Source organism: Sphingopyxis selenitireducens, from assembly GCF_051550705.1.
Taxonomy (GTDB): domain Bacteria; phylum Pseudomonadota; class Alphaproteobacteria; order Sphingomonadales; family Sphingomonadaceae; genus Sphingopyxis.
Map to the genome: position 1 here is coordinate 525468 of NZ_JBPULG010000003.1, position 23585 is coordinate 549052.

Below are 23585 nucleotides of genomic sequence, written 5' to 3' on the forward strand. Positions count from 1 at the left end.
AGAGACAGGAGATAAGTCAGTCGCCCAGCATTCCGAGGATGGAAATGCTGCACACATTGTTGTTGGGAAAACCGCCGAGATTATGGGTCAGCGCCTTTTTGGGCCGCATCAACTGGCGATCCCCCGCGCGATGGAGAAGCTGGAGATAGGCTTCGTAAACCATCCGGAGGCCCGATGCGCCGATCGGGTGACCAAAGCATTTGAGTCCGCCGTCGATATTGCTGGCCACTTCGCCGTCGGCGTCGAACTTGCCGTCCAGCACGTCCCGATATCCCGCACCCGGCCGGGACAGGCCAAGATCCTCCATCGTGACCAGTTCGGTAATGGAAAAGCAGTCATGAACTTCGACAAGGTCGAGTTCGCGGAGCGGATCGGCGATGCCTGCCTCCCGATAAGCTCTTTGCGCCGCGATCCGCGTCGTCTGCGCAAAGCTGCCGTCCCAGCTGTTATGCGACTGTTCCGAACCGTTGCTGAGCGACAGCTGTATGGATTTTATACTGACCAGCGCGCCCGTTCTCCCCAGACGGGTGGCCATTTCCGGAGTGGTGACGATGGCGCAGGCTGACCCGTCGCTGACCCCGCAGCAATCGAAGAGCCCGAGCGGATAGGCGACCATTGGCGCATCGAGGATTGCCTCTTTTGCGATTCTGCGTCGCAAATGGGCCTTGGGGTTTTTCGAGCCATTTTCATGACTTTTCCATGAGATATGAGCCATCGCTTCCTTGAGCGTGGCCATCGGCAAATCGTGTTGTGCCGCATAGGCGCTGGCAAATTGCGCGAACGATCCTGGTGCGGTGGCACCGGGCTGCCAAAGATCGTTGAAGGTCCCTCTGGTCCGTTCCGGCAGGCCGCCGTAACCGGTGTCCTTGAGTTTCTCCACGCCCAGCGCCAGCGCAATATCGGCAGCGCCGGCTGCTACGGCATAAACGGCGCCGCGCAGCGCTTCCGATCCCGTTGCGCACAGATTTTCCACGCGCGTTGCGGGAATATTGGGAAGGCGGAGAGCCTGGGAAAGCGCCAAGGCGGATTTGCCCAGATTCTGCTCGTCCATGGCCAATCCGAACCATGCTGCGTCGATCTGGTCCCGCTCTATGCCTGCATCGGCGAGGGCTTCCTGAAATGCTTCGGCGATGAGGTCTTCGGCGCTGCAATCCCAACGCTCGCCGAAGCGCGAGCATCCCATGCCAAGAATGACGACTTTGTCCCGGATACCTTCGGCCATTTATCGCGCTCCTGTCGGATCAGTGGGGACCGCTTTCCAGAAATAGCGATGAAATTGCCGTTTCCTGTCTTTGTCCTTGATGCGAAAAACAAAGCGAACCGGCGTCCCGACACGCAGTTCGCCGGGATTGAAATCGGTGAACTCCATCATGACCACGCCGCCGTCGTCGAAGGCGATATTGCCGTAGGCGAGGGGCGGATTGGTCGAAACGGCGAGCCAGTCTTCGGTATAGGATTTCACCTTGCCGGTCTTTTGCCGGAAGGGCTCGTCGACCATCGTGTCGAACTTTCGGCATTCCGGGTTGACGCAACACTGTCCTTTGGGAAACTGTTTCGTCTGGCACGCGGTGCACAGACCGCCGATGAAACCGCTCACTGCTTTCCGATGGCGATTGAAGGCCGACAAGGCGGTTCGGTTATCGCGCTCGGCGCGCACGCCCCAGTCGACTTCGATCTGATCGTTGAAGGAAAGAAAGCGGAGGTAATTCCCGTCCTCTACGCCGTCATCCAGCTGTTGTCGCAACGACCGTTCGCTCTGCCAGTCGTTGATGGCTTCGGTGGCCTCGAACAGCATCGCCTGGCAACCCTGGGCGACATTAACCAGCAGGATTTTTTCACCCGGCTTGGCTTTCTCCAGCGCGAGGCAGAGCATGAGCAATGGCTGCGCCGATCCGGCGTCGCCGCATCCGGCCTGCAACATGTCGGTCAGCGCGCTTTCATGTATCGAACATTCGCGCGCGATCTGGCGGGCGGCGGCAGAGCCGACGCCGGCAAGGACGGCGTGATCGATCGTGGCGGTATCCCAATCGGCGGTCCGCAGAAGGCTTCTGATTGTCGGCGGCGCAATCTTCAATTGGCCTTCGTCGCGCACCCAGCGTTCTTCCAGCAGATAGTCGGTTGCGGCGTGGGCGGCGCGATAATGGTCGACGAAATCGATCGCGGTGCAATGTGCGGCCACGAAGCGGGCGATCGGCTTTTCGGCGCCGGTGACAACCGCCGTCGCTGCGTGGCCAAGGGTCATTTCCTGGACCGATGCTATTCTGGCAAGGCGCTTGTCGGAGGCGACGGTCAAGGCGGTCTTGCCGGTCTCGAGCGCCTGAATCAATGCGGTGACGCCGCAGCCCAGATAACCGGTGACGTCGGTGCAGCGGGTGTCAGGGGACAGGGCCAGCGCTTCGGTCAGGATCACTGCATTGGCGCGATCGATGAACGGCGGGGTGGTGCTTGCAAACTGCACGAGCTCGATCGGCACACCGGACACGTACTCCGTACAGGAACGGCTTGCTTCCACCGCCATCGTCAGACTGTCCTCGTCATGTCCGCAAATCGCGCGGTGTCCCTTTGCGATCGACGCCAGCGCGGGATTCGCCCAGCCGTTTGCTTTCGCAATTGCGCTCCGGGCGAGGCGCAGCCGCGGCAGATAGGCCGCGATCGAAACGATGCCGATGTCGTGCAAATTTTCCTCCGTCACTGGTCCGGCACGATCATCATCACTCCGTTCGCAGGGAACCGGATGACTTAATCCGGCTGGGGCCGGGGTTTGATCGGACGTCCTCCTTTTTCTGGAGACGCTGGCACTCAGGTAAAACTCGTTTCGCGATCCTCCCGCGGGGCAGGCGGGAAAGGGAGGGGCATTTGTTGCTGCAGCCTTGTCAGCTGCAGGTCGGGATCGACGGGAAGCGAGCGGAACGCGAGCTGCAATCTGAATTTTCTGGATTTAGCACTGAACTCATGTCCAGACGCATAAGTCCAGGATCAGCGCCAACACGACTGATCCGGTATGAGGGGAGAGCATTGTGAGGTCAGCGAAAATAACACTTCTGCAGTCCGCTGCAGGGGCCGCGATACTGATGTGTGCCACGCCGGCAGCTGCGCAAGTGGAGGAAATTGTGGTCACCGCGCAAAAGCGCGAACAATCCATCCGTGATGTGCCGATTTCGATGGTCGCCATACAGGGACAAGACCTGCAGGATATGCAGCTGTCGGGAGTTGAGGATCTGGCCAAGTCCTTGCCCAATGTTTTCGTGACCAAGGACGCGGTATCCAGCAACATCTATATCCGCGGAGTGGGTTCGGGATCGAACGCAGGCTTCGAGCAGGCGGTCGCGACATTCGTCGATGGCGTCTATCACGGCCGGTCGCGCTATTCGCAGTCGACGATTGTCGACATCGAGCGGATCGAGGTGCTGCGGGGGCCGCAGACCATCTATTTTGGCAACAATGCGATCGGCGGGGCTTTCAGCGTTACAACCGCAAAGCCCGATCTCGACGAGATCCAAGGATATGGGCTTGCATCCTATGAGTTCGTTGGCAACGAGCCCGTGGTCGAGGCGGCGATCAGCGCTCCCGTGGTGGCGGGTACATTGGCGGTCCGTGTGGCGGGGCGGTACTCCGATCTCAACGGATATATCCGGAATCTGGGGACCGGTGAGCGCAACCCGAAGGTCGAAGACAAGTTTGTGCGCTTTTCGGCGCTATGGCAGATGGCGCCCGACTGGTCCGCGCTGTTCAAGGCGGAATATGGAAAGCAGGATTCCACTGGCGCGTTTTCAACCCAGCTGACGAATTGCCCGGCGCCGCCGTTCGATCCCGCGACCACATTTTCCTGCGGTTATGCCTTGGCCACCGGACAGGAAACTGACTTTGATTTCCGGCGTTCTTCGATGGCCGGCGAGCGGGGCGGGATCGAAGCGTCGGAATATGTGCTCAAAATCGAACGCGATAACAGCGACGGCGTCGGCGTCGTCGCATTGGGGTCCTTTTCGAAGCATGACTTCCTCGTAGCAGCGGATACCGACGGCGTGCCCGCCGATTTCTTCAGCTATAATTCGCCGGAGGATCTGAAGCAGTCCACCCTCGAACTCCGTTTCACGTCGCCGGCGAGTTCCAAGCTGCAGTATATTTTTGGTGGATATTACCTGGACTCGAAATCGAGCGTCGGAACAACGCTGAATTTCCCGTTTGCCTCCGCGCTCCTGCAGGGTCCGCTGGCGGTTCTGCAACCCTATGCGCCGCTGTCCGGCGTTACCCAGCTGAACCAGAAGGAAACCGCTCTGTCGGCCTTTGGCGCGGTCACCTATCCCTTTACCGACAGTCTCTCGCTGACGCTTGGTCTGCGCTACACGCATTCCAGAAAGAAAGGGGGCCAGTCGGCGACCAACGCGCGGGCCAATGACGCCTTCGGCCTGTCCACCACGCCGCTACCCGCTGCGTTGCAACCGGTAGCGCAGGCGCTGACCGGATTTGTCGATCACACGACCAGCGCATCTGTCGAGGGTGATGATTTTCTGCCGTCCGTGACGATGCAATATAAACTCGATCGCAACGTGACCTTCTACGGGAAATTCAGCGAAGGCTTCAAGGCCGGCGGCTTCGATGCCGTGGAGCTCACTGGCGTTGCGGATCGCCTGACTTTTGCTCCCGAAACGGTCCGTGCCTATGAAATGGGTTTGAAATCCCTGTTGTTCGATCGGGCAGTGTCCTTCAACCTCGCGCTGTTCCGGAGCGATTATAAGGATTTGCAACAGAGTGTCGCCCAGAGCACGCCGACATCCGCTTTTATCAGCGTGACCAACGTGGGTGGGCTCCGGACGCAGGGTGCCGAGGTCGAACTCAACTGGCGACCGGGTTCCAATTTCGATTTCGGGGTGAATCTGGCCTATCTCGATGCGGCCTATAAAGACTATGCAAATGCCGGTTGTACGGTTGCCCAATCCGCCGCAGCACTGGCAAACGGCGTGGCGGTCTGCGCTCAGGATCTGAGTGGGGAAGCGCCGCCGTTCGCACCGAAATGGGCGGGACATGCCCGTGCCGGCTATACCCATCCGATTGGCGGAAACCTGCAGTTCAAGGGCGATGCTGCGGTTTCCTTCTCCAGTTCCTACAACGTGAATGCGGACAAGGATCCGAACACGGTGCAGGGTGCCTGGCAGCGCTTCGATCTGCGTCTGGGTATCGGCGACATGGACGGAAAATGGGAACTGGCCTTCGTCGGCAAGAATCTGGCGAACGAGAAGGTCATGGGTTCGGCAACCGATGTCGTCGCCTCGCCCGGATCGTTCGCGCGCTCGATCGACCGGGGCCGCACATTTGCAATACAGGCCCGGTTCGCGCTGAACTGAGGTGTCGAAACCGGCAGAAAGAAAAGGGAGTGAGGCTGTCCTCACTCCCTTTTCCTTGCTCGCAATATATCGTCCCGGGAGACGGTGTAGATCAGTCGCCGGGCAATCTCGCGGCGCGCTTCTCGACGAATGCGGCAATCGCCTCTTCATGATCGGCCGTGTGATGAGCGAGGGCCTGATACGCCGCCGACAGTTCGAGCAGCGGCGCGAGTTTCATATTCTGCCCTTCGCGCAGCAGTCGTTTTGCCATGCGCGTCGCGTGCCCCGGGTGGGCGGCGATGTCCGCTGCAAGGCCAAGCGCACGCTCGATCAACCGTTCGGCCGGCATCACTTCGGTGACAAGGCCATGGGCGAGCGCCGTTGCGGCATCGATCGTCTCGCCGGTGAGCGTCATCTGGGTCGCGCGGGGCATGCCGATCACCCGCGGCAGCAACCACGCGCCGCCATCGCCCGGGATCAGGCCGAGCTTTACGAAGCTCTCCGCAAAAATGGCGGTGTCCGCCGCGATACGGATATCGCACATACAGGCGAGGTCGAGGCCGGCGCCGATGGCCGGTCCGTTTATCGCGGCGATCACAGGTACTTCCAGTTCGTAGAGAGCCTCCGGAATGCGCTGAATGCCTGTGCGATAATTATTGCGAAGGGCATAAGGAGAGCCTGCGAACATGCCGCTTTTTTCCTGCATATGCCGGATGTTGCCTCCAGCGCAGAATGCGCTGCCTTTGCCGGTCAGGACGATCGCGCGGACACCGGGATCGCGCGTGACCTCAGCGCAGAAGGCCGCAATCTCTTCGCTGTGGGCGGTCTCGGAAATGGCGTTGCGTTGTTCGGGGCGATCAAGCGTCGCAATGACGACAGCCCCCTCGCGCTCGACGAGAAGAAAGGGTTTCATGGCAGATCCAGTCCGGTTTCGAGGGGAGCCGGAATGTCCGGCGCTACCCTGCGAGCTAGGCTCTTGCGGTCCGGCATGACCAATATCGATTGCCAAGATTTCGATAGGGGCTGACTATCAATGGACCTTCGCCAGCTACGCTATTTCACTGTCGTCGCCGAGACCCTGAATTTTCATCGGGCGGCCGAACGGCTCAATATCTCGCAGCCGCCGCTGACCGTCGCCATCCGCAAACTGGAAGATGATCTCGGTGCACGGCTGTTCGACCGCGAAAGCCGCGGGGTGCAGTTGACCGATGCGGGGCGCGCCGCCCTGCCTGTCGTTCGTGCAACGCTGGAGCAGGCAGGTCGGGTCCGGGAGGCAGTAAAGCGCGGGCGGGTGGGAGAAAGCGGGACATTATCGATCGGCTTTGTCGGATCGGCTACGAGTGCCGCATTGCCGCGTATCATTCCCGCTTTCCGCGAATATTATCCAGACGTCGATCTGCATCTGGACGAAATGACCAGTGTGTCGATCGCCGATGCCCTGACCGAAGGGCGGCTCGACGTCGGGCTGGTGCGCCTGCCGCTGATGCGGGCTTCGGACCTCGACATAACCGTGATTGAGCGCGACCGGCTTGTCGTCGCACTGGACCCCGCGCATCCCCTGGCGCGGCGGTCGACGCTTGCGCTTTCCGACTTGGTCGACGAGCCGCAAGTGCTTCACGGTCCGGTCAGTGTGCTGCGCTCGATCGTGCTGCTCGCCTGTCGATCGGCGGGTTTTTCTCCCCTGATCGTGCAAGAGGCGACGCAGATTCAGACGATCCTGAGCCTCGTGCAGTCCGGACTGGGCATCGCGCTGGTTCCTTCCGAGACAAGACGCGCCGTTCCGGGGGGCGTGCATATGGTCCCGCTCGTCGAGCCGCTGTATGTCGAACTCGGAATTGTAACGCGGCGGAATGCGGGCGTGCTTGCCCGAAACTTCGTTTCGGTCGCGCACGCGGCGATCGATACACAAACGGTATCGGACCGACCCGAGTAAATATTTGATGCGCGACGGGAAGGCACGGCATGGCCTGCCTGTTCGACGATAGACGCCGGACAGGGATGGGAGATGGGCGCTGTTCGATACATTGACACTTGCGGCCTTGCCGCTGGAGGATGAGGCGCTGCGTCCGGCGATCCGCGCGCTTCTCCACGATATGATGGCGGATATTCCCGTTGATGTCCGGGCTCGCTCTTGGCAGGGCTTCGATGCGGCGTTCAGCCGCAAGCTCGGTGCGGCGGGCCTGTTGGGGCTGACCTTGCCGAAACGTTATGGGGGCAGCGAACGCGGGCCTTTCGCACGCTTCGTCGTTGTCGAGGAATTGCTTTCGGCGGGCGCTCCGGTGGCAGCGCACTGGATCACCGATCGGCAAACGGCGCCGCTGATTCTCAACTTTGGAAGTGAAGCCCAGCGGGAAGATTATCTGCCGCGCATCTGCCGCGGCGAAATCTTCTTTTGTATCGGGATGAGCGAACCCGGTTCCGGATCCGATCTGGCAAGCGTACGTACCCGCGCCGAGCGGACCGAAAACGGCTGGTGCGTGAACGGCCAGAAAATCTGGACCACCCATGCGCTCCGCAGCGACTATATGGTCGCTTTGCTCCGGACATCGGGGGCGGCGGACGACCGGCACGTCGGTCTCTCGCAGATGATTATCGACCTGAAAGCGCCCGGTGTGACCATTCGTCCGATTGTCGATCTGACCGGAGATTCGCATTTCTGCGAGGTTTTTTTCGAGGATGTGGAGCTCTCTTCTCATGCCCTGATAGGGCAAGAAGGCGATGGCTGGAGGCAAGTGAACGCCGAGCTTGCGTTCGAACGGAGCGGGCCCGAGCGCATCTATTCGAGTGTCGTGCTGCTCGATGCATGGATCCGTCATCTCCAGAACGTGGGACGAAGCGATCCGGCAACGGCCGCCCTGGTCGGCGATTTCACCGCACGGATCGGGGTGCTGCGGGCAATGTCGATCGCCTGCACAGCGCGGTTGGCGGCGGGTGAGAGCCCCGTCGTCGAGGCGGCGCTGGTCAAGGATCTTGGCACCGGCTTCGAGCAGCATTTGCCTGTAGCGATCGGCGATGATCTTGCCGCTCACCCCGATGAACCGGTGGATGCCGAACTCTATCGAACGCTGACATATCTGACCTGCATTGCGCCGAGCTTCTCGCTGCGCGGGGGCACGCGGGAGGTCATGAGAGGCATCATCGCTCGCGGGATGGGATTGAGATAATGAACGAATTTGTCGACCCTTTCGAACGGATGCTCGAAACCATTGCCGCACCGTCGCAGGTTCGCGCGATCGAGCGCGGCGGTGACACCGCTGCCATGTGGGATATTTTTGCCGCCTCGGGATTTCTCGATGCGCTGGTCGCGCCGGACAGGGGCGGGGGGGGGCTGACACTGGCGGAGGTGCATCCCTTGTGGGAGGCGCTCGGCCGCTATGCCGTGCCTTTGCCGGTCGGCGAGACGATGATCGCGCGTCACTTTCTGACCGCTGCAGGAGCGATCGTTCCCGAAGGCCCGCTGGCGATCGGCACGGTGGAGCGCGACGGCGCGTTTCTTATTCCATCGGGTCTGGTCGCTACCCACATATTGGTGGACGCGGCCGGCACGCTTCATCTCGTCGATGCGAGCCGCGAGCAGGTGGGTGCCACCGGCGTGCCGGGCAGCCTTGCCGCCCGTCCGGGCTGGCGTGGCATCCCGGGAGACAGCATCGGCACGATAGCGGCCGGCGGCCTGCGCGCGATCTGCGCGCTATTGCGCGCGAGCCTGATTTCAGGAGCCGCCGGGCGGTTGATCGAGATGACGGTCGCCTTTGCCAATGAGCGTGTCCAGTTTGGCAAACCGATCGGACGGCAACAGGCAGTTCAGCAGAATCTGGCGATGATGGCGGAAGATGTCGTCGCGGCGCGCATTGCGTCCCAGCTCGGTTGCGCGGGAGGCTTGTCGCCTCCGCTGGCGGCGGCTGCCTCTGCCAAGGCTGTAACGAGCGCTGCCGCTGCGCGCATCGCGGCTACGGCCCATGCGATCCACGGTGCGATCGGGATCAGCGAGGAACATGACCTGCAGTTATATTCACGCCGCTTGCACGAATGGCGCCTCGCCGACGGGTCGGAAACATACTGGAACCGCAAATTGGGCGTAGAGCGGCTGGCCGTGTCTGCGGGCTCGGTCGATTTTGTCCGCAGCAGCCTGGCCGTCGCTTCCGCGACAGGGGGCTAAGGCTGCTCGTCCGGAAGTGCGGGCTCTTTGGTGATCTTCACCATGCGTGCATTATATTTGAACGTTTTTATCGTGATGGCCGTTTCGACATGCCGCACCCCGGGCAGGGACAATATTCGCCCGGAAGCCAGGTCGGAGAGTGCGTCCAGTTCGTTGAACAGGCAGAGGGCGAGGATGTTGAATTCGCCCGTTGTCGCCATGACTCCGTCGATCTCGGGAATCTGCGAAATTTCCTGCATGACGGCACGGACCGATGTGGTTTTGGCCTGAATGTTGATGAAGGCGAGACGCGATTTGCGCGCCATTGCCAGGCCTGTGATGGCGGTAAAGGCGATAAGTCGTTCGCTTTGCAGCCGTTTGATCCGGCCGCGCACGGTTCCTTCGGTTACGCCGAGCTGACTGGCGATCTGGCCGTTGGGCACGCGGGCGTCGAGCGCAAGCAGATCGATCAGGCGCAAGTCGAGTTCGTCGAGCTGGATGGCACCCATCGTCAATTCTCCGGCATGATCGGTACGGCATCGAACTGGTATTTGACGATGTCGGCAATGATGGCGGGGCTGACCGAACGGATACCTTCGATCCGCCCGATCTTGTCGAGCAGAAATGCTCCGAGCTCGCCGGTGTCACGCATCGCCACGAGCATGTCGATATTGTAGCGACCCGTGACGAGATGGACGGCGAATACTTCGGGGAGTGCTGCCAGCTCCTCCGCCACTTCGGATGCCGCACGGCCCTCGACTTCGATGGTCACACGCAGCAACAGATCATAACCGCGCGCCGCAAAGTCGGACTCCGCAATGATGCGCAGCTGATCGGCTTCCTCCATTCGCCTGATACGTGTGGAAATGGTCGTGGCGGTCAATCCGAGCGCTTTTGCGATCTGTTGATTGGTCGCACGGCCATTTTCGCGCAATTGTTCGACAATGGCGAGATCGGTTGCGTCGAAACTGAAGCTCAATGGCATATCCTCATACGCCGGGTGTCCTCGGCCGTGCCGGTTCTTAGCTCGCCGCAACGGACACCGCCAGTGTCGCCGATGGTTCTCTCGTCCTATGGATCCGCATATGGGCTGCGTCCGCAACCTCTCGCCCCAGGGCAAGTAGGCTCGTTTCGATTTTTGAATCAAGGCAGAGGCCGTCGGGGCCGAAGGGCGGCGGAACGGTATTGATCGCGACGCCGAACGGAGTGTTCCACCCACGCAGGGCATGGACGATACCGCGCAGTGCGGTCAGCGTGGTCACCGCGCCCTGCCAGCCCGCCCCGGTCGTAATGGCGCCGACCGGGCGGCCATGAAAATAGGGAGACGCGTCTCCCGACATGTCTTCGACATAATCGAGCGCGTTTTTTATCAGCCCTGAAATGCTGCCGTGATAGCCGGGGGACCCGATGATGATCCCGTCGGCGCGGCGCAGCGAAGCAATCAGGTGGAGGCTCGCTGTATCGCGGTCCTTGCGTTCCCATGCATAGATAGGAAGCTCAAGCTCGGGTCCTGTAATCATCAGGGTGTCGGCACCCGCTGCCTGCGCCCCGGTCAGGACGATCCGCAACGCTTTTTCGGTCGTACTGTTTGGGGAAGTTGTTCCGCCCAGAGCGACGATGAACGGCCGCCGGTCGGCCGGGGAATTCGGTTCCCTGATTGCCGGGTCAACTATTGTCATCGGGATTCCCTCAACTTTGCGCGCTCAGCATATCGAGCGCGACGTCGACGATCATATCTTCTTGGCCGCCCACCATTTTGCGGCGACCGAGTTCGACAAGGATTTCGCGGGTGTCGAGGCCGTAATCGACGGCGGCTTTCTCGGCGTGGCGGAGGAAGCTGGAGTAGACTCCGGCATAGCCCAATGCGAGCGTTTCGCGGTCGACGCGGACCGGACGGTCCTGCAGCGGACGGACCAGATCCTCGGCAGCGTCCATGAGTGCCATCACGTCGCAGCCATGGTTCCATCCCTTGCGGTCGGCGGCGGCGATGAACACCTCGAGCGGTGCATTGCCCGCGCCGGCACCCATGCCCGCGAGGCTGGCGTCGATACGCACCGCGCCTTCCTGCGCGGCGACGATGCTGTTCGCGACGCCCAGCGACAGATTATGATGCGCGTGCATCCCGCGCTGGGTTTCAGGTTTCAGGACGCGGTCATAGGCCTGAAGTCGCGCACGCACGCCATCCATGTCGAGCGCGCCGCCGCTGTCGGTGACATAGACGCAGTGCGCGCCATAGCTTTCCATGAGCAGGGCTTGCTGTGCGAGCGCCTCGGGCTCGATCATATGGCTCATCATCAGGAAGCCCGCGACGTCCATGCCAAGATCGCGCGCGATACCGATATGCTGTTTCGACACATCGGCCTCGGTGCAATGTGTCGCGACGCGAACCGAACGGACGCCGAGGTCATAGGCGCGGCGCAGATCCTCGACAGTGCCGAGGCCGGGCAGGATCAACGTCGTGAGCACCGATCGGGTCAGCACATCGGCGACCGCCTCGATCCACTCCCAGTCGGTATGCGCACCAAAGCCATAGTTGAAGCTGGTGCCCGAGAGCCCGTCGCCATGCGCGACCTCAATGGCATCGACGCCCGCTTCATCGAGCGCCCTCGCGATCGAACGGACATGATCGACGCCATACATGTGGCGGATCGCGTGCATGCCGTCGCGCAAGGTAACGTCCTGGATGTAGAGCTTGGTGGCGGTGGGGGCGAAGTTCATGCCGCAGCCCTCCGGTCCAGAATCTTTTTCGCCAGCAACTCGCCGGTCGCTTTCGCTGCGGCGGTCATGATGTCGAGATTGCCCGAATAGCTGGGCAGATAGTCGCCCGCGCCCTCGACCTCGAGGAAGATCGAGGTCTTGATGCCGGTGAACTCGCCTTGTCCCGGAATCTTCAGCCTGTTGTTGTCGCCATAACGTTCGAACTGCAGCTTCTGTTTTAGCCGGTATCCGGGCACATATGACTGGACCTCGGCGACCATCGCCTCGACCGACGCTGTGATCGCCGCTTCATCGGCGGTGTCGGAGAGCGTGAAGACGGTATCGCGCATGATCATCGGCGGTTCCGCAGGATTGAGGATGATGATCGCCTTGCCGCGCTTCGCGCCGCCGACATCCTCAATCGCGCGCGCGGTCGTCCGGGTGAACTCATCGATATTGGCGCGGGTGCCGGGGCCTGCCGAACGTGATGAAACCGAGGCAATGATTTCGGCATAATGTACCGGCGCGATGCGACTGACTGCAGCGACCATCGGGATCGTCGCCTGACCGCCGCATGTCACCATATTGACGTTCGGCTGATCGAGATGCGCCTCCATATTGACCGCCGGCACGGTGAACGGGCCGATCGCGGCCGGGGTCAGGTCGACGACCTGCTTGCCGTCTGCGCACAGAGCCGCGTCGTGAAGTTTGTGTGCATAGGCGCTGGTGGCGTCGAAGACGATGCCGATCCCGGGATAGACATCCATCGCCTTTAGTCCGTCGATCCCGTCATGGGTCGTCGCGACGCCGCGTTCGCGCGCCATCGCAAGGCCTTCGGAAGCAGCGTCGATGCCGACGACCGCGACCAGCTCCATATTCTGCGGATATTTGATCATCTTGATCATCAGGTCGGTGCCGATATTGCCCGATCCGATGATCGCCGCCTTCACCCGTGTCATGGTCATTCCTTATACAAAACGCGCGATGCAATGGCCGAGCGTGCGGTGGCCATTGCCGAGGATCATTTCGAAGACATCGCCGCGTGCCACAGGTTCGAGCGGGACAAGGCTGCCCGACAGGATGATGTCGCCGGGGTCGAGCGACACGCCATGCGCGCCGAGCGTATTGGCGAGCCATGCGACCGCCTGTGCGGGATCGCCCTGAACCGCATGGCCATAGCCTTCCGAAAGCGGTGTACCGTTCTTCACTACGGCGACATGCAGATTTGGAAGATCGAGCGCACGGGGATCGAGCCGTTCCTTGCCAATCACGAAAACCCCGCATGATGCATTGTCCGCTACCGTGTCGACAATGCCGATCTTCCAGTCGGTGATGCGGCTGTCGACAATTTCGAAGCAAGGAGCGATGGCTTCGGTGGCATCGAGCACGTCAGCGGCCGTGACACCCGGACCTTGGAGCGGCGCTTTCAGGATGAAGGCGATTTCGGCCTCGGCACGAGGCTGGATCAGCCCATGCGCATCCACGCTGATCTCTTCGCCCCGGATATGCATCGCATCGGTGAGGAAGCCGAAGTCGGGCTGGCGCACGCCGAGCATGTCCTGCACTGCCTTCGACGTCACGCCGATCTTCTTGCCTACGACGCGCTCGCCCTCTTTTCGCCGACGGGACAGAAAGTCGAGGCTGATCGCATAAGCGTCGTCGATCGTCAGTGACGGAACACGGTCGATCAGTGGCGGGAGGGTTCTCCGGTCGCGAAGCGCGCCGAAGAGCTCGTGACCGAATCGTTCAGCGATGGTCATGGAGAAAACCGATCGAATAATTGTTGAACTCGTTTCTGCGTTCAAGCTGCACCCAGTGGCCGGTGCGTGCGAAGCTGATGGTCCGCACGTCTGCGCAACGCTCGAGAAAAAGCCGACTATGTGCTTCCGGGCAGAATTCGTCGTTGTGGCCCCACAGCACCAGGATGGGCATGGTGATCTCGCCAAGACGCGCGCCGAGATCGGGCGTTCGCATCCGGGTGAGCACGTCTTTCGGTTGGATGCGCGCGACGGCAAAGCGTTCAGCGACGAGCTCGTCCGTAATGGCGGGCGCGAAGTCCGGATGCACGAGGTTGGAGATGAGCCGTTTCTGTTCGGCGATATCGAATCCTGCCTCGCCGAAACTCGATCGCATCCGCGAAATTCCCGGCATCGCGATATAGGCTTCGAAGGAAGCGACACATCCCGGCGCCATCAGCACGAGGTTTTCGACAAATTCGGGATGGTCGAGCGCGATCTGGATCGCAACGCCGCCGCCGAGCGAATTGCCGACCAGTGCCGCCTTTTCAAGGCCATGCGCCTGCAGGGCTTCGAACAAGGTGCCGGTAAACAGCGCGAGGCTATAGTCGATACCCTCCGGCTTTGACGAGGCGCCGTAACCGATCATGTCGGGAAGGACGACGCGATATCCGGCGGCAGCGAAGGCGTCGATATTTTCACGAAAGTTGGACAGGCCCGAGGCTCCGGGACCGCTGCCGTGAATGAACACGACTGCGGGCCCGGACCCGGTTTCCTTGATGTGAATGTCGTATCCCCCAGCGACCCTATAGGTCGCACTTTTGAGCTCGTTCATCATTTTCATCCCCGAAGGTTCAAATATAATTGAAGGCTGGTTGCTCCCCGGCCATGGTGCCGAGGACGTCGGCTGCACGGATTCCCGGATCGTTGGCGACGTGGGCGCGGGCAGCTTTCAGGTCGAGCCACGGCTGAAGAATGGGGCTGGACATGTAGATGGCGCGGCCGCCGAGCAGCTTCACGATATTGTCGACCAGATCGGCCATGCGCCGCACGACGGTCGAGGACTGGTAGGCAAAAAGCGTGCGGCGCTCGATAGGGATCGCTACGCCGCGTTCGGCATAGTCCATCATGGTGTCGAAGCTGGCCTGTTGCCTGAGCTCCATCTCGTCCACTTCGGCGATCGCGCGGGCCAGTGCGGACTGGAGAATGGGGTCGCTCTTCGAAGCCTTGCCCGTATTGGTGGAGATGCGATTGTTCGCGATTTCAAGACCGGCTCTGATCGCCGCCCGCGCGCTACCAAAGGCCGCTGTCGACACGGCGCGAACGAAGACCTGGGCCCAAGGCAGGCGATAGAGGGGCGCATCATTTACTTGCTGCCCCGGGTTGGTGCAGGCGAAACCGTCGCTTGACCTGTGGGTACGATGTTCGGGGACAAAGGCGCGGTCGACGACAATATCGAAGCTGCCGGTCCCTTGCAGGCCGAACACATCCCACGTCCCTTTGATCACCTGATAGTCCGAAGCTGGCAGCAGGAATGTGCGCAGATCCGGCGTTCCGTCCTCCGGGAAGTAAAGCGAGCCGAGCAGCACCCAGCCGCAGTGCGAGGAGCCGGAAGAAAATCCCCAGCGGCCGGATAAATAGAAGCCTCCGTCCGCTTTTTCGACTTTTCCGACTGGCTGATAGGTGGACGATACCAGCATGTCCGCATTGTCGCCCCACACCTCGCGCTGGGCTTCGTCGGCGAACAGCGCCAGCTGATAGGGATGGCATCCCAGCACGCCATAGACCCAGCCGGTTGACATACAGCCTTCGGCGAGCAGTTTTTGCACCTCGTAAAAAATGCCGGGTTCCATTTCATAGCCGCCATAGCGTCGTGGCTGGAGGATGCGGAAGAAGCCGGCCGCCCTCAGGTCTTCCATGGTCGCTGCAGAGATGTCGCCGTCCAGCGTCGTCTGCCTTGCGCGTTGATTGAGCGTCGGGATCAGAGCGCGGGCTCGAGCGATCAACTCTTCCGCGGTCGGAATTGCCGGGGAATCCAATCCTTTGGAGTTTGCTTGAGTCATTGCGCTGGCCTCTCTCTCAAGTTGAACGAGAAGATCTCGTTTCATATTTCGTAATCGAATCGATAAATATTACGAAAAAGATGATTTGAAAAGTCTATAAAGTTGTATATTCGTATATAAGCGATGCAAAGGGCGGGGCGCGAGGCCTCCGCTTGCTGGCGATGTCGCAAGGTTAAGAGGGGGCGGGGGCCTGTCGATCGGGCCCGTCCGGCTGCTGCAGGGGGAGTGAGCGCATGGGAATCAAGGCTTTGGGGTATGTTCTGGTCGAGACGGCAAAGCCCGAGGCGTGGGACAGCTATCTGACAGCGGTGGTCGGGGCCATGCGCACGGACAATGCGCCCGATGGTGCCGCCTTCTATCGCATTGACGATAGGCCACTCCGTTTCTGGATTCAGGCGGGGGATGCGGAACGCCTGACGGCGGCGGCCTATGAAGTGAGCGATGCTACCGAACTTGCGGCACTTCGTGATCGGATCAATCGGGCGGGGCGGCCGATTCAGGATGGGACGGTGGAAGAGGCGCGTTTACGTGCGGTAGCTGCCTTTTTCCGGACAACCGATCCCGCCGGAAACGGGTTGGAGTTCTTCCACGGTGGCGCGCGAGCGGACAGCGCCTTCGCTTCGCCCGCCGGGGTGACCGGCTTTGTGACCGGAGAGATGGGAATGGGGCACGTCGTGTTCGCGGCTCCGAATTTCGATGAAACCCACGCTTTTTATGTCGGCATAGGGTTCCGCGACACAGACATCGCACGTTACCGCTTCAGTGAAGATCCGGGCGATCCCGGCATGGGGTTTACGTTCATGCACGCGAACAACGGCCGGCATCATTCGCTTGCGCTGGGCGATATCCCCCAGTCGCCCTTCGGCTGTGTCCATGTGATGCTGGAAATGAAAACACAGGCGGACGTGGGCAAATGCCACGACCGGATGCGGCAGGCGAATATTCCCGAAAGCGCATCGATCGGCCGCCACGTGAACGACCAGACTTTCGGCTTTTACATGCAGACTCCATCGGGGTTCGATCTGGAGGTCGGTTGCGATCCGCTCGTGATCGACCCCGCGACCTGGGTGCCCACCGCGCACGGGACGCCCAGTGAATGGGGGCATGTCTGGGCATGGCAAAACGCCGCCGAAAACGCAGGCTGATGCAAGGCAGGCCGCAGATGCTGCCGCGGGAATTCCATCCAGTTATTCAACACCAAAGATTGCCGAGAGGGAGAATGTCATGGTCACAACAGTTATGAGTTTTCATTCGATGCATTCGTGCCATTGCCGGATAGCGGAAACGGAAGAGGCTATTCCGGCCGGGCGATGCCTGGTTTGCGCGGAGAAAGCGCAATGACCGGCCTTCCTTCGCATCCCGTCAATTCGGCGAACCGTCTGAAGCTGGGCGTCTTCTGCATCAATACCGCGCCGGCGCTCACGACCGTACCCGAACTGTTCAAGCCCGACTGGAACGAGTGTGTTCGTGTAGCCCGAATGGCCGATGATGCGGGGTTCGAGGTGGCCGTGCCGATCGCGCGCTGGAAAGGTTACGTAGATGGCGACTTCGATCATTCGTCGCATGAAGTCATTGACCCGTTCATCTATGCCGCTGCCATCGCTCAGGCGACTCAGCGCATCGGCGTATTCGCCACCACACACGCACCCACCGTTCATCCGTTGATCGTGGCAAAGCAGGCGGCGACGATCGACGCGGTTTCCGGCGGTCGTTTCGGGATGAATGTCGTCGGCGGCTGGAACCGGCGCGAGTTTGAAATGTTCGGGATCGACCTGCTCGGCCACAAAGAGCGCTATGAATATCTGGCCGAATGGCTGACTTTGATCCGCCGGTTGTGGTCGGACCATCAAGAGTTTGATTTCAAGAGCGAATGGTTTTCGATGAAAGCCGCGCTGTCGAGGCCGCAACCGCTGCGCCGTGCTGCGGTCCCGATCATGAACGCAGGTTATTCGGATACGGGAATGCATTTTGCTGCACGCCATTCGGATATCGGCCTGATCGGCCTCTTTGGCGAGAGCCGCGAACAATGGCGCGCGCAGGTGGAAAAATACAAGCAGCTGGCGCGCGATACTTACGGGCGCGACATGCAGGTCTGGACCAATATACAGCTGGTGCTGAAGGATGGTGACGACGAGGCGAGGGATTATGTGCGGCACTATTCCGAGGACAAGGTCGACCGCGTAGCTGTCGATAGTTTCATCTCGACAATGGCGCGCGAAAACGGCGTCGCGGAAGAGTCCGACCAGATGCGCTTCCTTCGCCGGACGGTCGCTGTGGGGGCAGGCATGCCAGTGGTCGGCAACGCCGAAACCGTTTCCCGCATATTGGAGGATATCTCTGCGGCGGGGATCGACGGGGTCATCCTGAGCGCGATCGACTATGTCGACAGTCTGCACAGACTTGTGCGCGACGTATTGCCGCGTATCGAGCAATCCGGTTTGCGCCAGGCACGCGGACCTGGCTGACCGCGTACTTGCTGCCCCGGTCATGCCGTGACGTTAAGCGATCCGCTGACCGGGGCCGGAAATGCGCCGGGCACGGGGAGCGGCTTTGCTTGTTTCTGACGCAGCGAACGCGGCGAAAAACCAGTCGACAAAGCCGGGCGACTGCGATCTTTTGCGCGTTGGGTTTCGGCGGAAGTATTTGATTCTGCGATCCGGCGGCCGCCGCGTCGGGACACGCGGCCTTCTATCTGGGATATAATCATTGCGACGAAAGACACCCATTCAAAGCAGGGCCAAAGTGACGTCCGAAGCGATTCTGGAAGCGGCGGAACTCATTATCCTCAAGGACGGATATGATAAGGCGACCACCAATTATATCGCCGAGAGGGCGGGGGTCAGCATCGGTTCGCTGTACCAGTATTTTCCGAACCGGGACTCGGTCGTATCGGCATTGATCGAACTCAGAGTGTCGAGCCTTGCCAACGGTGTTCGCGCCGTTCTGCGGGAGTCCATGGATGGCCCCCTGCATGTGGCGAGCCGCAGGATATTGACGTACTTGCTGGAAAATTTCCGGGAGCACAAAGTCCTTCTATATTCGCTTTCCAAGCAGACGCCCGAGCTGGTCGAGCTGACGCGGAATCTGTCGGTCGAACGGTTTACCCATGCCACCAGCAAGGCGCTATTCGAGAATCATTTTGACGAGATCACCGTCACGAATCTCGATCGATCGCTCAACATCCTCGAAATAGCAGTCCTGTCGAACATCCGGCGCTATATCCTGGAAAGCCCGGCCGACATGACCGATGAGGAGTTCATCGACGAAATGGTCAGATTGACCCTCGCTTATCTGAAGGCATAAAGAGGGGGCGCCATCGAAGGCGGCACGAGCTCCCTTCCCGCAGGGAATCAGAGGCTGTATCCGCCATCAAGGGTAAGCGTTTGGCCGGTCACGAAACGTGCCCGATGTGATGCGAGGAATACGACCGCGTCGGCGACTTCATCGGCGGTCCCCAGCCGTTTCAGTGCGGAGTTCCGGATGGCCGCATCGATATATTTGTCGTCATAGGCGACGCCGATCAACTTCCGGAAAAGGCCGGCGTCGATCAGGCCGAGCGCCACAGTGTTGGCGCGGATAGCGTGTCGCCCTTCCTCTCTGGCGATCCCCGTCATCAAGGCGTCGATCGCGGCCTTTGGGACGACTGACAGGGCGTCCTTTGCGGGCCACCGTAGCAGGCCGGTTGTGCTGATCGTCACGAAGTTTCCGCCGCTTTCCCGCATGTGGGGCAGCATGGCATGGACCAGATTGAAAAAGCCGTTGGTGTCGGCGTCAAGGACGCGCCGAAATTCTTCGGGGCCGATATCGCCGATGAACTTCATCGCAATATGCGATCCCGCGGCGTTTACGACGGTGTGGATGCGGCGATGTTTCGCAATGATCCCGGCGCAAACGGCCGCGACATCGACGGCATTCTCCATGGCCAGCGGGACACAGGCGGCCTTGCGCCCATATCCGCTTATGGTCTGGGCCGTGTCCTCGGCTGCAGCCGCATTGGTACGATAGGTCAACACGACATCGGAGCCCGACGCAGCGAGCTTTTCGCAGATCGCCCGGCCAATACCGCCGCTGCCTCCGATGACGAGCGCGACGCCCTCCTCGGGAAAATCGGGAGCGGCTGTCATGTCAAAAGCTCCTCGAGATAATCTCTTTCATGATCTCGTTCGTGCCGCCGTAGATCATCTGGGCGCGGGCATCGATCCATGCCCGCGCGACGGGATATTCGAGCATATAGCCATAGCCGCCATGGAGCTGGACGCAGTCGTCGAGCACTCGGTTCTGCAGTTCGGTGCACCACCATTTGGCCATGGCCGATGCCTCGGCACTCAATTGGCCCGCCGAGGCCAGTTCAATGCAGCGATCGACATAGACCCGTGCGATTTGCGTTTTGCTTTTGCACTCGGCCAGCTTGAACTTTGTGTTCTGGAAATCGAGCAACTTCTGCCCGAATGCTTCGCGCGACTTGGTATAGTCGACGGTCGTTTCCAGCGCGATCTCGCAGCCGGCGACGGCGCGGATAGCGATCATCAGCCGTTCCCAAGCGAGCTCCTGCATAAGATAGGATAGGCCTTCGCCCGCAACGCCGAGGAGATTGGCTTTGGGAACCCGGACGCCGTCGAAGAAAAGCTCGGCTGCGTCCTGGGCTTTCTGGCCGATCTTGTCGAGCGGCGGGCTTTTGCTGACACCTTTGCGGTCCGCCTCGACGAGAAATAGGGACAGGCCGCTTTTCCCGTCCTTCTGGTCGGTTTTGGCGGCGACTATAACGAGGTCGGTGATGTAGCCGTTGGTGATGAAGGTTTTTGCGCCGTTGATCAGATAGTCGTCGCCATCGACGACAGCGCGCGTGGAAATGGCCCGCAGATCCGAACCTCCCCGCGGTTCCGTCATCGCGAGCGAGCCGATGATCTCGCCGCGGGCCATCTTTGGCAGCCATGTCTTCTTTTGCAGTTCGTCCCCGAAGCGCTCGATATATCCCGCGACGATTTCGGAGTGCATGACAAAGCCGGGACCCGCAGCGTTGGCGCGCTGCTGCTCCTCGATCAGCACGGCGCTATATTTCCGGTCCGCGCCAGCCCCGCCATATTGCTCCGGCGTTGTAACGCATAGAAACCCGTGCTTTCCGGCTTCGAGCCAGACCTTGCGATCCGGATGGCCCTGCTTGTTCCATTTATCCAGATTGGGGATGACGGAATCCTGCATGAAGCGCCGCACATTGCTTCGAAACATGTCATGCTCTGCGGAGAATATCGTTCGCTCGATGGGCAAAAACTGATTCACAATCACCTGCAATTCTTGTCGGTTCGTTGGAATATTCGTCGCCGAAATTCCTACATCCCGATCTCACTCAATTTGAACTCGTATTCGGGGTGAGAGTGTCGCGAGACCCGCGAGATGCCCGAACGAGCCATATCCCGGCGGCGGCATCTTCAATGCGTCGACGCCGGGTGTTTCGCGAGTGAATGCGAGTTTCAGCTGAGCGAGCTTCGCTGTCTTTTGCTCATAAGGACGAGGCCGCCGGTTTCGAAGATTATCGGCCGTTTCCGGCGCCTGCCGTCCATGAAAGGAGTCGTTCGTGCAGGCGTCATTTCCTGCACCGAGCGTCCGGATATGATGAGTTGCCTGTCAGCTCGATTTCGATGACGAGAGGGAATTGCGATAGTGGCTACGACCAAGGATTATGGACTGGGGGAGTTCGACTTTCCGCGCGGCTGGTTCATGATTGCCGAAGCATCGGAACTTCAAGAGGCACCACTGCCGCTGCGCTTTTTTGGCAAGGATTTTGCGCTCTTTCGGGGCCAGAGTGGCCGCCTTATCCTGCTCGATGCCCATTGCAGCCATATGGGCGCACATCTCGCGGCCTCGACCAGCGCCTCGCTTGTCGCACATGGAGAGCAGATCGTGGGCGATACGATCCGCTGTCCCTATCACGGCTGGCGCTTCAATCACGACGGTCACGTCGACGATATTCCGGGCTTCGACGGCCCGTGTCCGAAGGCTGCGAAGTTGGGCTCCTATCGGGTAACCGAGGTGATGGGCGCAATCATGATGTGGCACGACCCCGAGGGCGGTGAACCGGATTTCGAGCCGCCTAGCCTGACCGAATGGGATCAGCCGAACTGGATCAACGGCGTGTACGACCATCTTGGATCACTGGCGGTTCATCCTCAGGAAATACTCGATAACATGGCCGACGCCAATCACCTCGGACCAACGCATGGCTCCCCATGCGAATATTTCGAGAATGAATTCCAGAATCATCTCTATTACCAAAGGCAGGGCGGGTTCCGTCGGGAATATGATGCGTTTCTGATGACTTATACCTGGTATACCGGCCCGGGGCTTTTGCTTTCGAGGCAGGCGATCGGCGATATCCGCTCCATTGAATTCATCTTTCACACGCCGGTCGAGGACGGCGTGACCAAGGTCTGGCATAATAATCTGCTGATGACGTCTACCGCGACGCCGGGGGACGATGAGCGCGCAAGAGCGAAGGGCGTCCAGAACGAGGTGTTGGCTGCGTTCCAGCAGGATTTCGACATATGGCGGAACAAGAAGCCGGCGGTACGGATCATGGGACTACCAACCGAACGCAATTTCCAGCTCGGTCGCATATGGTATCGGCAATTCTATAACCCGCGGGCGCGCGTCGAAGAATATCACCGGCGGACCAACGGAAAGCATGTGCCGATACACAAGGAGCGTCCGCCGACTGGTTCCCTGGAGCTAGAAGGACCCGTATAGCCAACGCCTTATAGGCTACGCCCATGTGCAGATAGTTCTGCATAATGTCGGCCACGCGGACGGCGGCCGAACAAATCTTGAAATCTTACGGTCAAAGACCATTCGAATGCCGGATTCTGTTTACGCCAAGGTTGCCGTGATCCTTGCGGAGAAATCTGGCGCATTCCCGATGCTGGCCTGATGCGTGTCTCGGCTCGGCCGCTATAGGTAGAGATCGTGCGCATCAGTTCGCCGACTAGGCTCGGCTCTCTGCGAAACTTCGGGGAACTTCCGAAGCAGAGCTTCCGCTGAACGCCGTAGATGCGATATTTGAGACGCCAGAGGATCGAGCCGGTCGGTTGGACCTGAACCTATAGTCCGGGACGGTCTGCAACCTTGTAAGATTTATCGCGGGGCGGAGAGCAAGTATCTCGATATTGGTGAGCGCAAACAACTCATCTGAGTCCCGTCTCAGGCCCTCCCAAATGACGCTAAGCTGTCATGAGCGGCCTTGGTCCGGTACAAGTGCAGTACCAGAACTAGAAGAAAACCGTGCTTTTGCGGGGTAAAAGCGACCGGAAAACGGTCGGGAATGGTGCCGCTTACAGGACTCGAACCTGTGACCCCATCATTACGAATGATGTGCTCTACCAACTGAGCTAAAGCGGCAACGAGGGGCGCCTCTATCAGCGTGTCGATGCGAAAACAAGCATCGTTGCGCAATTTCTCGATTTGGGGTGCGAGGGGCGGTTTGTGTGGGCTTGCAAGCCCCTTTGCGGGCCAGCGCGCATGGCATTTTCATTTGAAAATATGTTTCGGTCTTCCTTCCTGAATCCCGGGGCGACGTGCCGGTTTCGATCTCGTCCGGCGATCCTCAGCGCGGCGCGCGGGAGACCTTCCGAAAGGCGCTGAG

Annotated in this window: 21 protein-coding genes and 1 tRNA gene; 8 read left to right on the forward strand and 14 right to left on the reverse strand. The window is 60.3% G+C overall.

Annotation, left to right across the window (positions count from 1 at the left end; genetic code table 11):
* Positions 1-16 precede the first annotated feature (16 nt).
* Together ACSYDV_RS12475 and ACSYDV_RS12480 are read right to left on the reverse strand one after the other, a co-directional pair.
* On the reverse strand, positions 17-1222 hold the full coding sequence (locus ACSYDV_RS12475) for an acetyl-CoA acetyltransferase (RefSeq protein ID WP_438324138.1): 1206 nt from the start codon (positions 1220-1222) through the stop codon (positions 17-19).
* Positions 1223-2518 (reverse strand): OB-fold domain-containing protein, encoded by a 1296-nt coding sequence (locus tag ACSYDV_RS12480; RefSeq protein ID WP_438324139.1) that lies wholly within the window; start codon positions 2516-2518, stop codon positions 1223-1225.
* 580 nt (positions 2519-3098) lie between these two features.
* Between ACSYDV_RS12480 and ACSYDV_RS12485 the strand changes: the two genes are divergently transcribed.
* On the forward strand, positions 3099-5342 hold the full coding sequence (locus ACSYDV_RS12485; protein ID WP_438324140.1) for a TonB-dependent receptor: 2244 nt from the start codon (positions 3099-3101) through the stop codon (positions 5340-5342).
* A gap of 91 nt (positions 5343-5433) precedes the next feature.
* Here ACSYDV_RS12485 and ACSYDV_RS12490 read toward each other — a convergent pair whose 3' ends face one another.
* The gene (locus ACSYDV_RS12490) at positions 5434-6234 is read right to left on the reverse strand and encodes a crotonase/enoyl-CoA hydratase family protein (protein WP_438324141.1); all 801 of its coding nucleotides are present in this window, start codon (positions 6232-6234) and stop codon (positions 5434-5436) included.
* A 120-nt stretch (positions 6235-6354) separates the two neighbouring features.
* On the opposite strand from ACSYDV_RS12490, the gene ACSYDV_RS12495 reads away from it, so the two are divergent.
* The 3 genes from ACSYDV_RS12495 (at position 6355) to ACSYDV_RS12505 (ending at position 9477) form a co-directional block, all read left to right on the forward strand.
* Positions 6355-7254: a LysR substrate-binding domain-containing protein gene (locus ACSYDV_RS12495; RefSeq protein ID WP_438324142.1), complete on the forward strand. Its 900-nt coding sequence runs from the start codon at positions 6355-6357 to the stop codon at positions 7252-7254.
* A gap of 106 nt (positions 7255-7360) precedes the next feature.
* Positions 7361-8485 (forward strand): acyl-CoA dehydrogenase family protein, encoded by a 1125-nt coding sequence (locus tag ACSYDV_RS12500; protein ID WP_438324292.1) that lies wholly within the window; start codon positions 7361-7363, stop codon positions 8483-8485.
* A complete protein-coding gene (locus ACSYDV_RS12505; protein WP_438324143.1) occupies positions 8485-9477 on the forward strand; it encodes an acyl-CoA dehydrogenase family protein in 993 nt (330 codons plus the stop codon). The genes ACSYDV_RS12500 and ACSYDV_RS12505 overlap by 1 nt, the downstream gene beginning before the upstream one ends.
* Here the strand turns inward: ACSYDV_RS12505 and ACSYDV_RS12510 are convergent.
* From ACSYDV_RS12510 to ACSYDV_RS12545, 8 genes are read right to left on the reverse strand one after another with little or no spacing between them, the layout of a single operon-like run.
* Positions 9474-9965, reverse strand: coding sequence for an Lrp/AsnC family transcriptional regulator (locus ACSYDV_RS12510; protein ID WP_438324144.1), 492 nt, complete (start codon positions 9963-9965; stop codon positions 9474-9476). The two genes, ACSYDV_RS12505 and ACSYDV_RS12510, sit on opposite strands and share 4 nt — an antisense overlap.
* 2 nt (positions 9966-9967) lie before the next feature.
* Complete coding sequence (locus ACSYDV_RS12515; protein WP_438324145.1) at positions 9968-10435, reverse strand: Lrp/AsnC family transcriptional regulator; 468 nt, start codon at positions 10433-10435, stop codon at positions 9968-9970.
* A gap of 43 nt (positions 10436-10478) precedes the next feature.
* Positions 10479-11135, reverse strand: a complete 657-nt coding sequence (locus ACSYDV_RS12520) for an NADPH-dependent FMN reductase (RefSeq protein WP_438324146.1) — start codon at positions 11133-11135, stop codon at positions 10479-10481.
* A 10-nt stretch (positions 11136-11145) separates the two neighbouring features.
* Positions 11146-12174 (reverse strand): 4-hydroxy-2-oxovalerate aldolase, encoded by a 1029-nt coding sequence (dmpG, locus tag ACSYDV_RS12525; protein WP_438324147.1) that lies wholly within the window; start codon positions 12172-12174, stop codon positions 11146-11148.
* The gene (locus ACSYDV_RS12530; RefSeq protein WP_438324148.1) at positions 12171-13112 is read right to left on the reverse strand and encodes an acetaldehyde dehydrogenase (acetylating); all 942 of its coding nucleotides are present in this window, start codon (positions 13110-13112) and stop codon (positions 12171-12173) included. The genes dmpG and ACSYDV_RS12530 overlap by 4 nt, the downstream gene beginning before the upstream one ends.
* Positions 13113-13121: 9 nt before the next feature.
* Positions 13122-13913: a fumarylacetoacetate hydrolase family protein gene (locus tag ACSYDV_RS12535; RefSeq protein ID WP_438324149.1), complete on the reverse strand. Its 792-nt coding sequence runs from the start codon at positions 13911-13913 to the stop codon at positions 13122-13124.
* Positions 13900-14724, reverse strand: coding sequence for an alpha/beta fold hydrolase (locus ACSYDV_RS12540; RefSeq protein ID WP_438324150.1), 825 nt, complete (start codon positions 14722-14724; stop codon positions 13900-13902). Before ACSYDV_RS12540 ends, ACSYDV_RS12535 begins: the two co-directional genes overlap by 14 nt.
* A gap of 19 nt (positions 14725-14743) precedes the next feature.
* A complete protein-coding gene (locus ACSYDV_RS12545) occupies positions 14744-15952 on the reverse strand; it encodes an acyl-CoA dehydrogenase family protein (protein ID WP_438324151.1) in 1209 nt (402 codons plus the stop codon).
* Between the two features lie 233 nt (positions 15953-16185).
* On the opposite strand from ACSYDV_RS12545, the gene ACSYDV_RS12550 reads away from it, so the two are divergent.
* From ACSYDV_RS12550 to ACSYDV_RS12560, 3 genes are all read left to right on the forward strand, one after another.
* Positions 16186-17097 (forward strand): VOC family protein, encoded by a 912-nt coding sequence (locus ACSYDV_RS12550; RefSeq protein ID WP_438324152.1) that lies wholly within the window; start codon positions 16186-16188, stop codon positions 17095-17097.
* Positions 17098-17289: 192 nt separating this feature from the next.
* Positions 17290-18417 carry an LLM class flavin-dependent oxidoreductase gene (locus ACSYDV_RS12555; protein ID WP_438324153.1) on the forward strand — a complete coding sequence of 376 codons (1128 nt, stop codon included), beginning with the start codon at positions 17290-17292 and terminating at the stop codon, positions 18415-18417.
* A gap of 277 nt (positions 18418-18694) precedes the next feature.
* Entirely contained in the window at positions 18695-19255 is a 561-nt protein-coding gene (locus tag ACSYDV_RS12560) for a TetR/AcrR family transcriptional regulator (protein ID WP_438324154.1), read from the forward strand.
* A gap of 47 nt (positions 19256-19302) precedes the next feature.
* Here ACSYDV_RS12560 and ACSYDV_RS12565 read toward each other — a convergent pair whose 3' ends face one another.
* Complete coding sequence (locus ACSYDV_RS12565; protein ID WP_438324155.1) at positions 19303-20076, reverse strand: SDR family NAD(P)-dependent oxidoreductase; 774 nt, start codon at positions 20074-20076, stop codon at positions 19303-19305.
* A gap of 1 nt (position 20077) precedes the next feature.
* Positions 20078-21235, reverse strand: coding sequence for an acyl-CoA dehydrogenase family protein (locus ACSYDV_RS12570; RefSeq protein ID WP_438324156.1), 1158 nt, complete (start codon positions 21233-21235; stop codon positions 20078-20080).
* Between the two features lie 375 nt (positions 21236-21610).
* On the opposite strand from ACSYDV_RS12570, the gene ACSYDV_RS12575 reads away from it, so the two are divergent.
* Complete coding sequence (locus ACSYDV_RS12575) at positions 21611-22693, forward strand: aromatic ring-hydroxylating dioxygenase subunit alpha (RefSeq protein WP_438324157.1); 1083 nt, start codon at positions 21611-21613, stop codon at positions 22691-22693.
* Between the two features lie 572 nt (positions 22694-23265).
* Here ACSYDV_RS12575 and ACSYDV_RS12580 read toward each other — a convergent pair.
* Positions 23266-23341: transfer RNA gene (locus tag ACSYDV_RS12580), tRNA-Thr, on the reverse strand.
* Positions 23342-23585 lie beyond the last annotated feature (244 nt).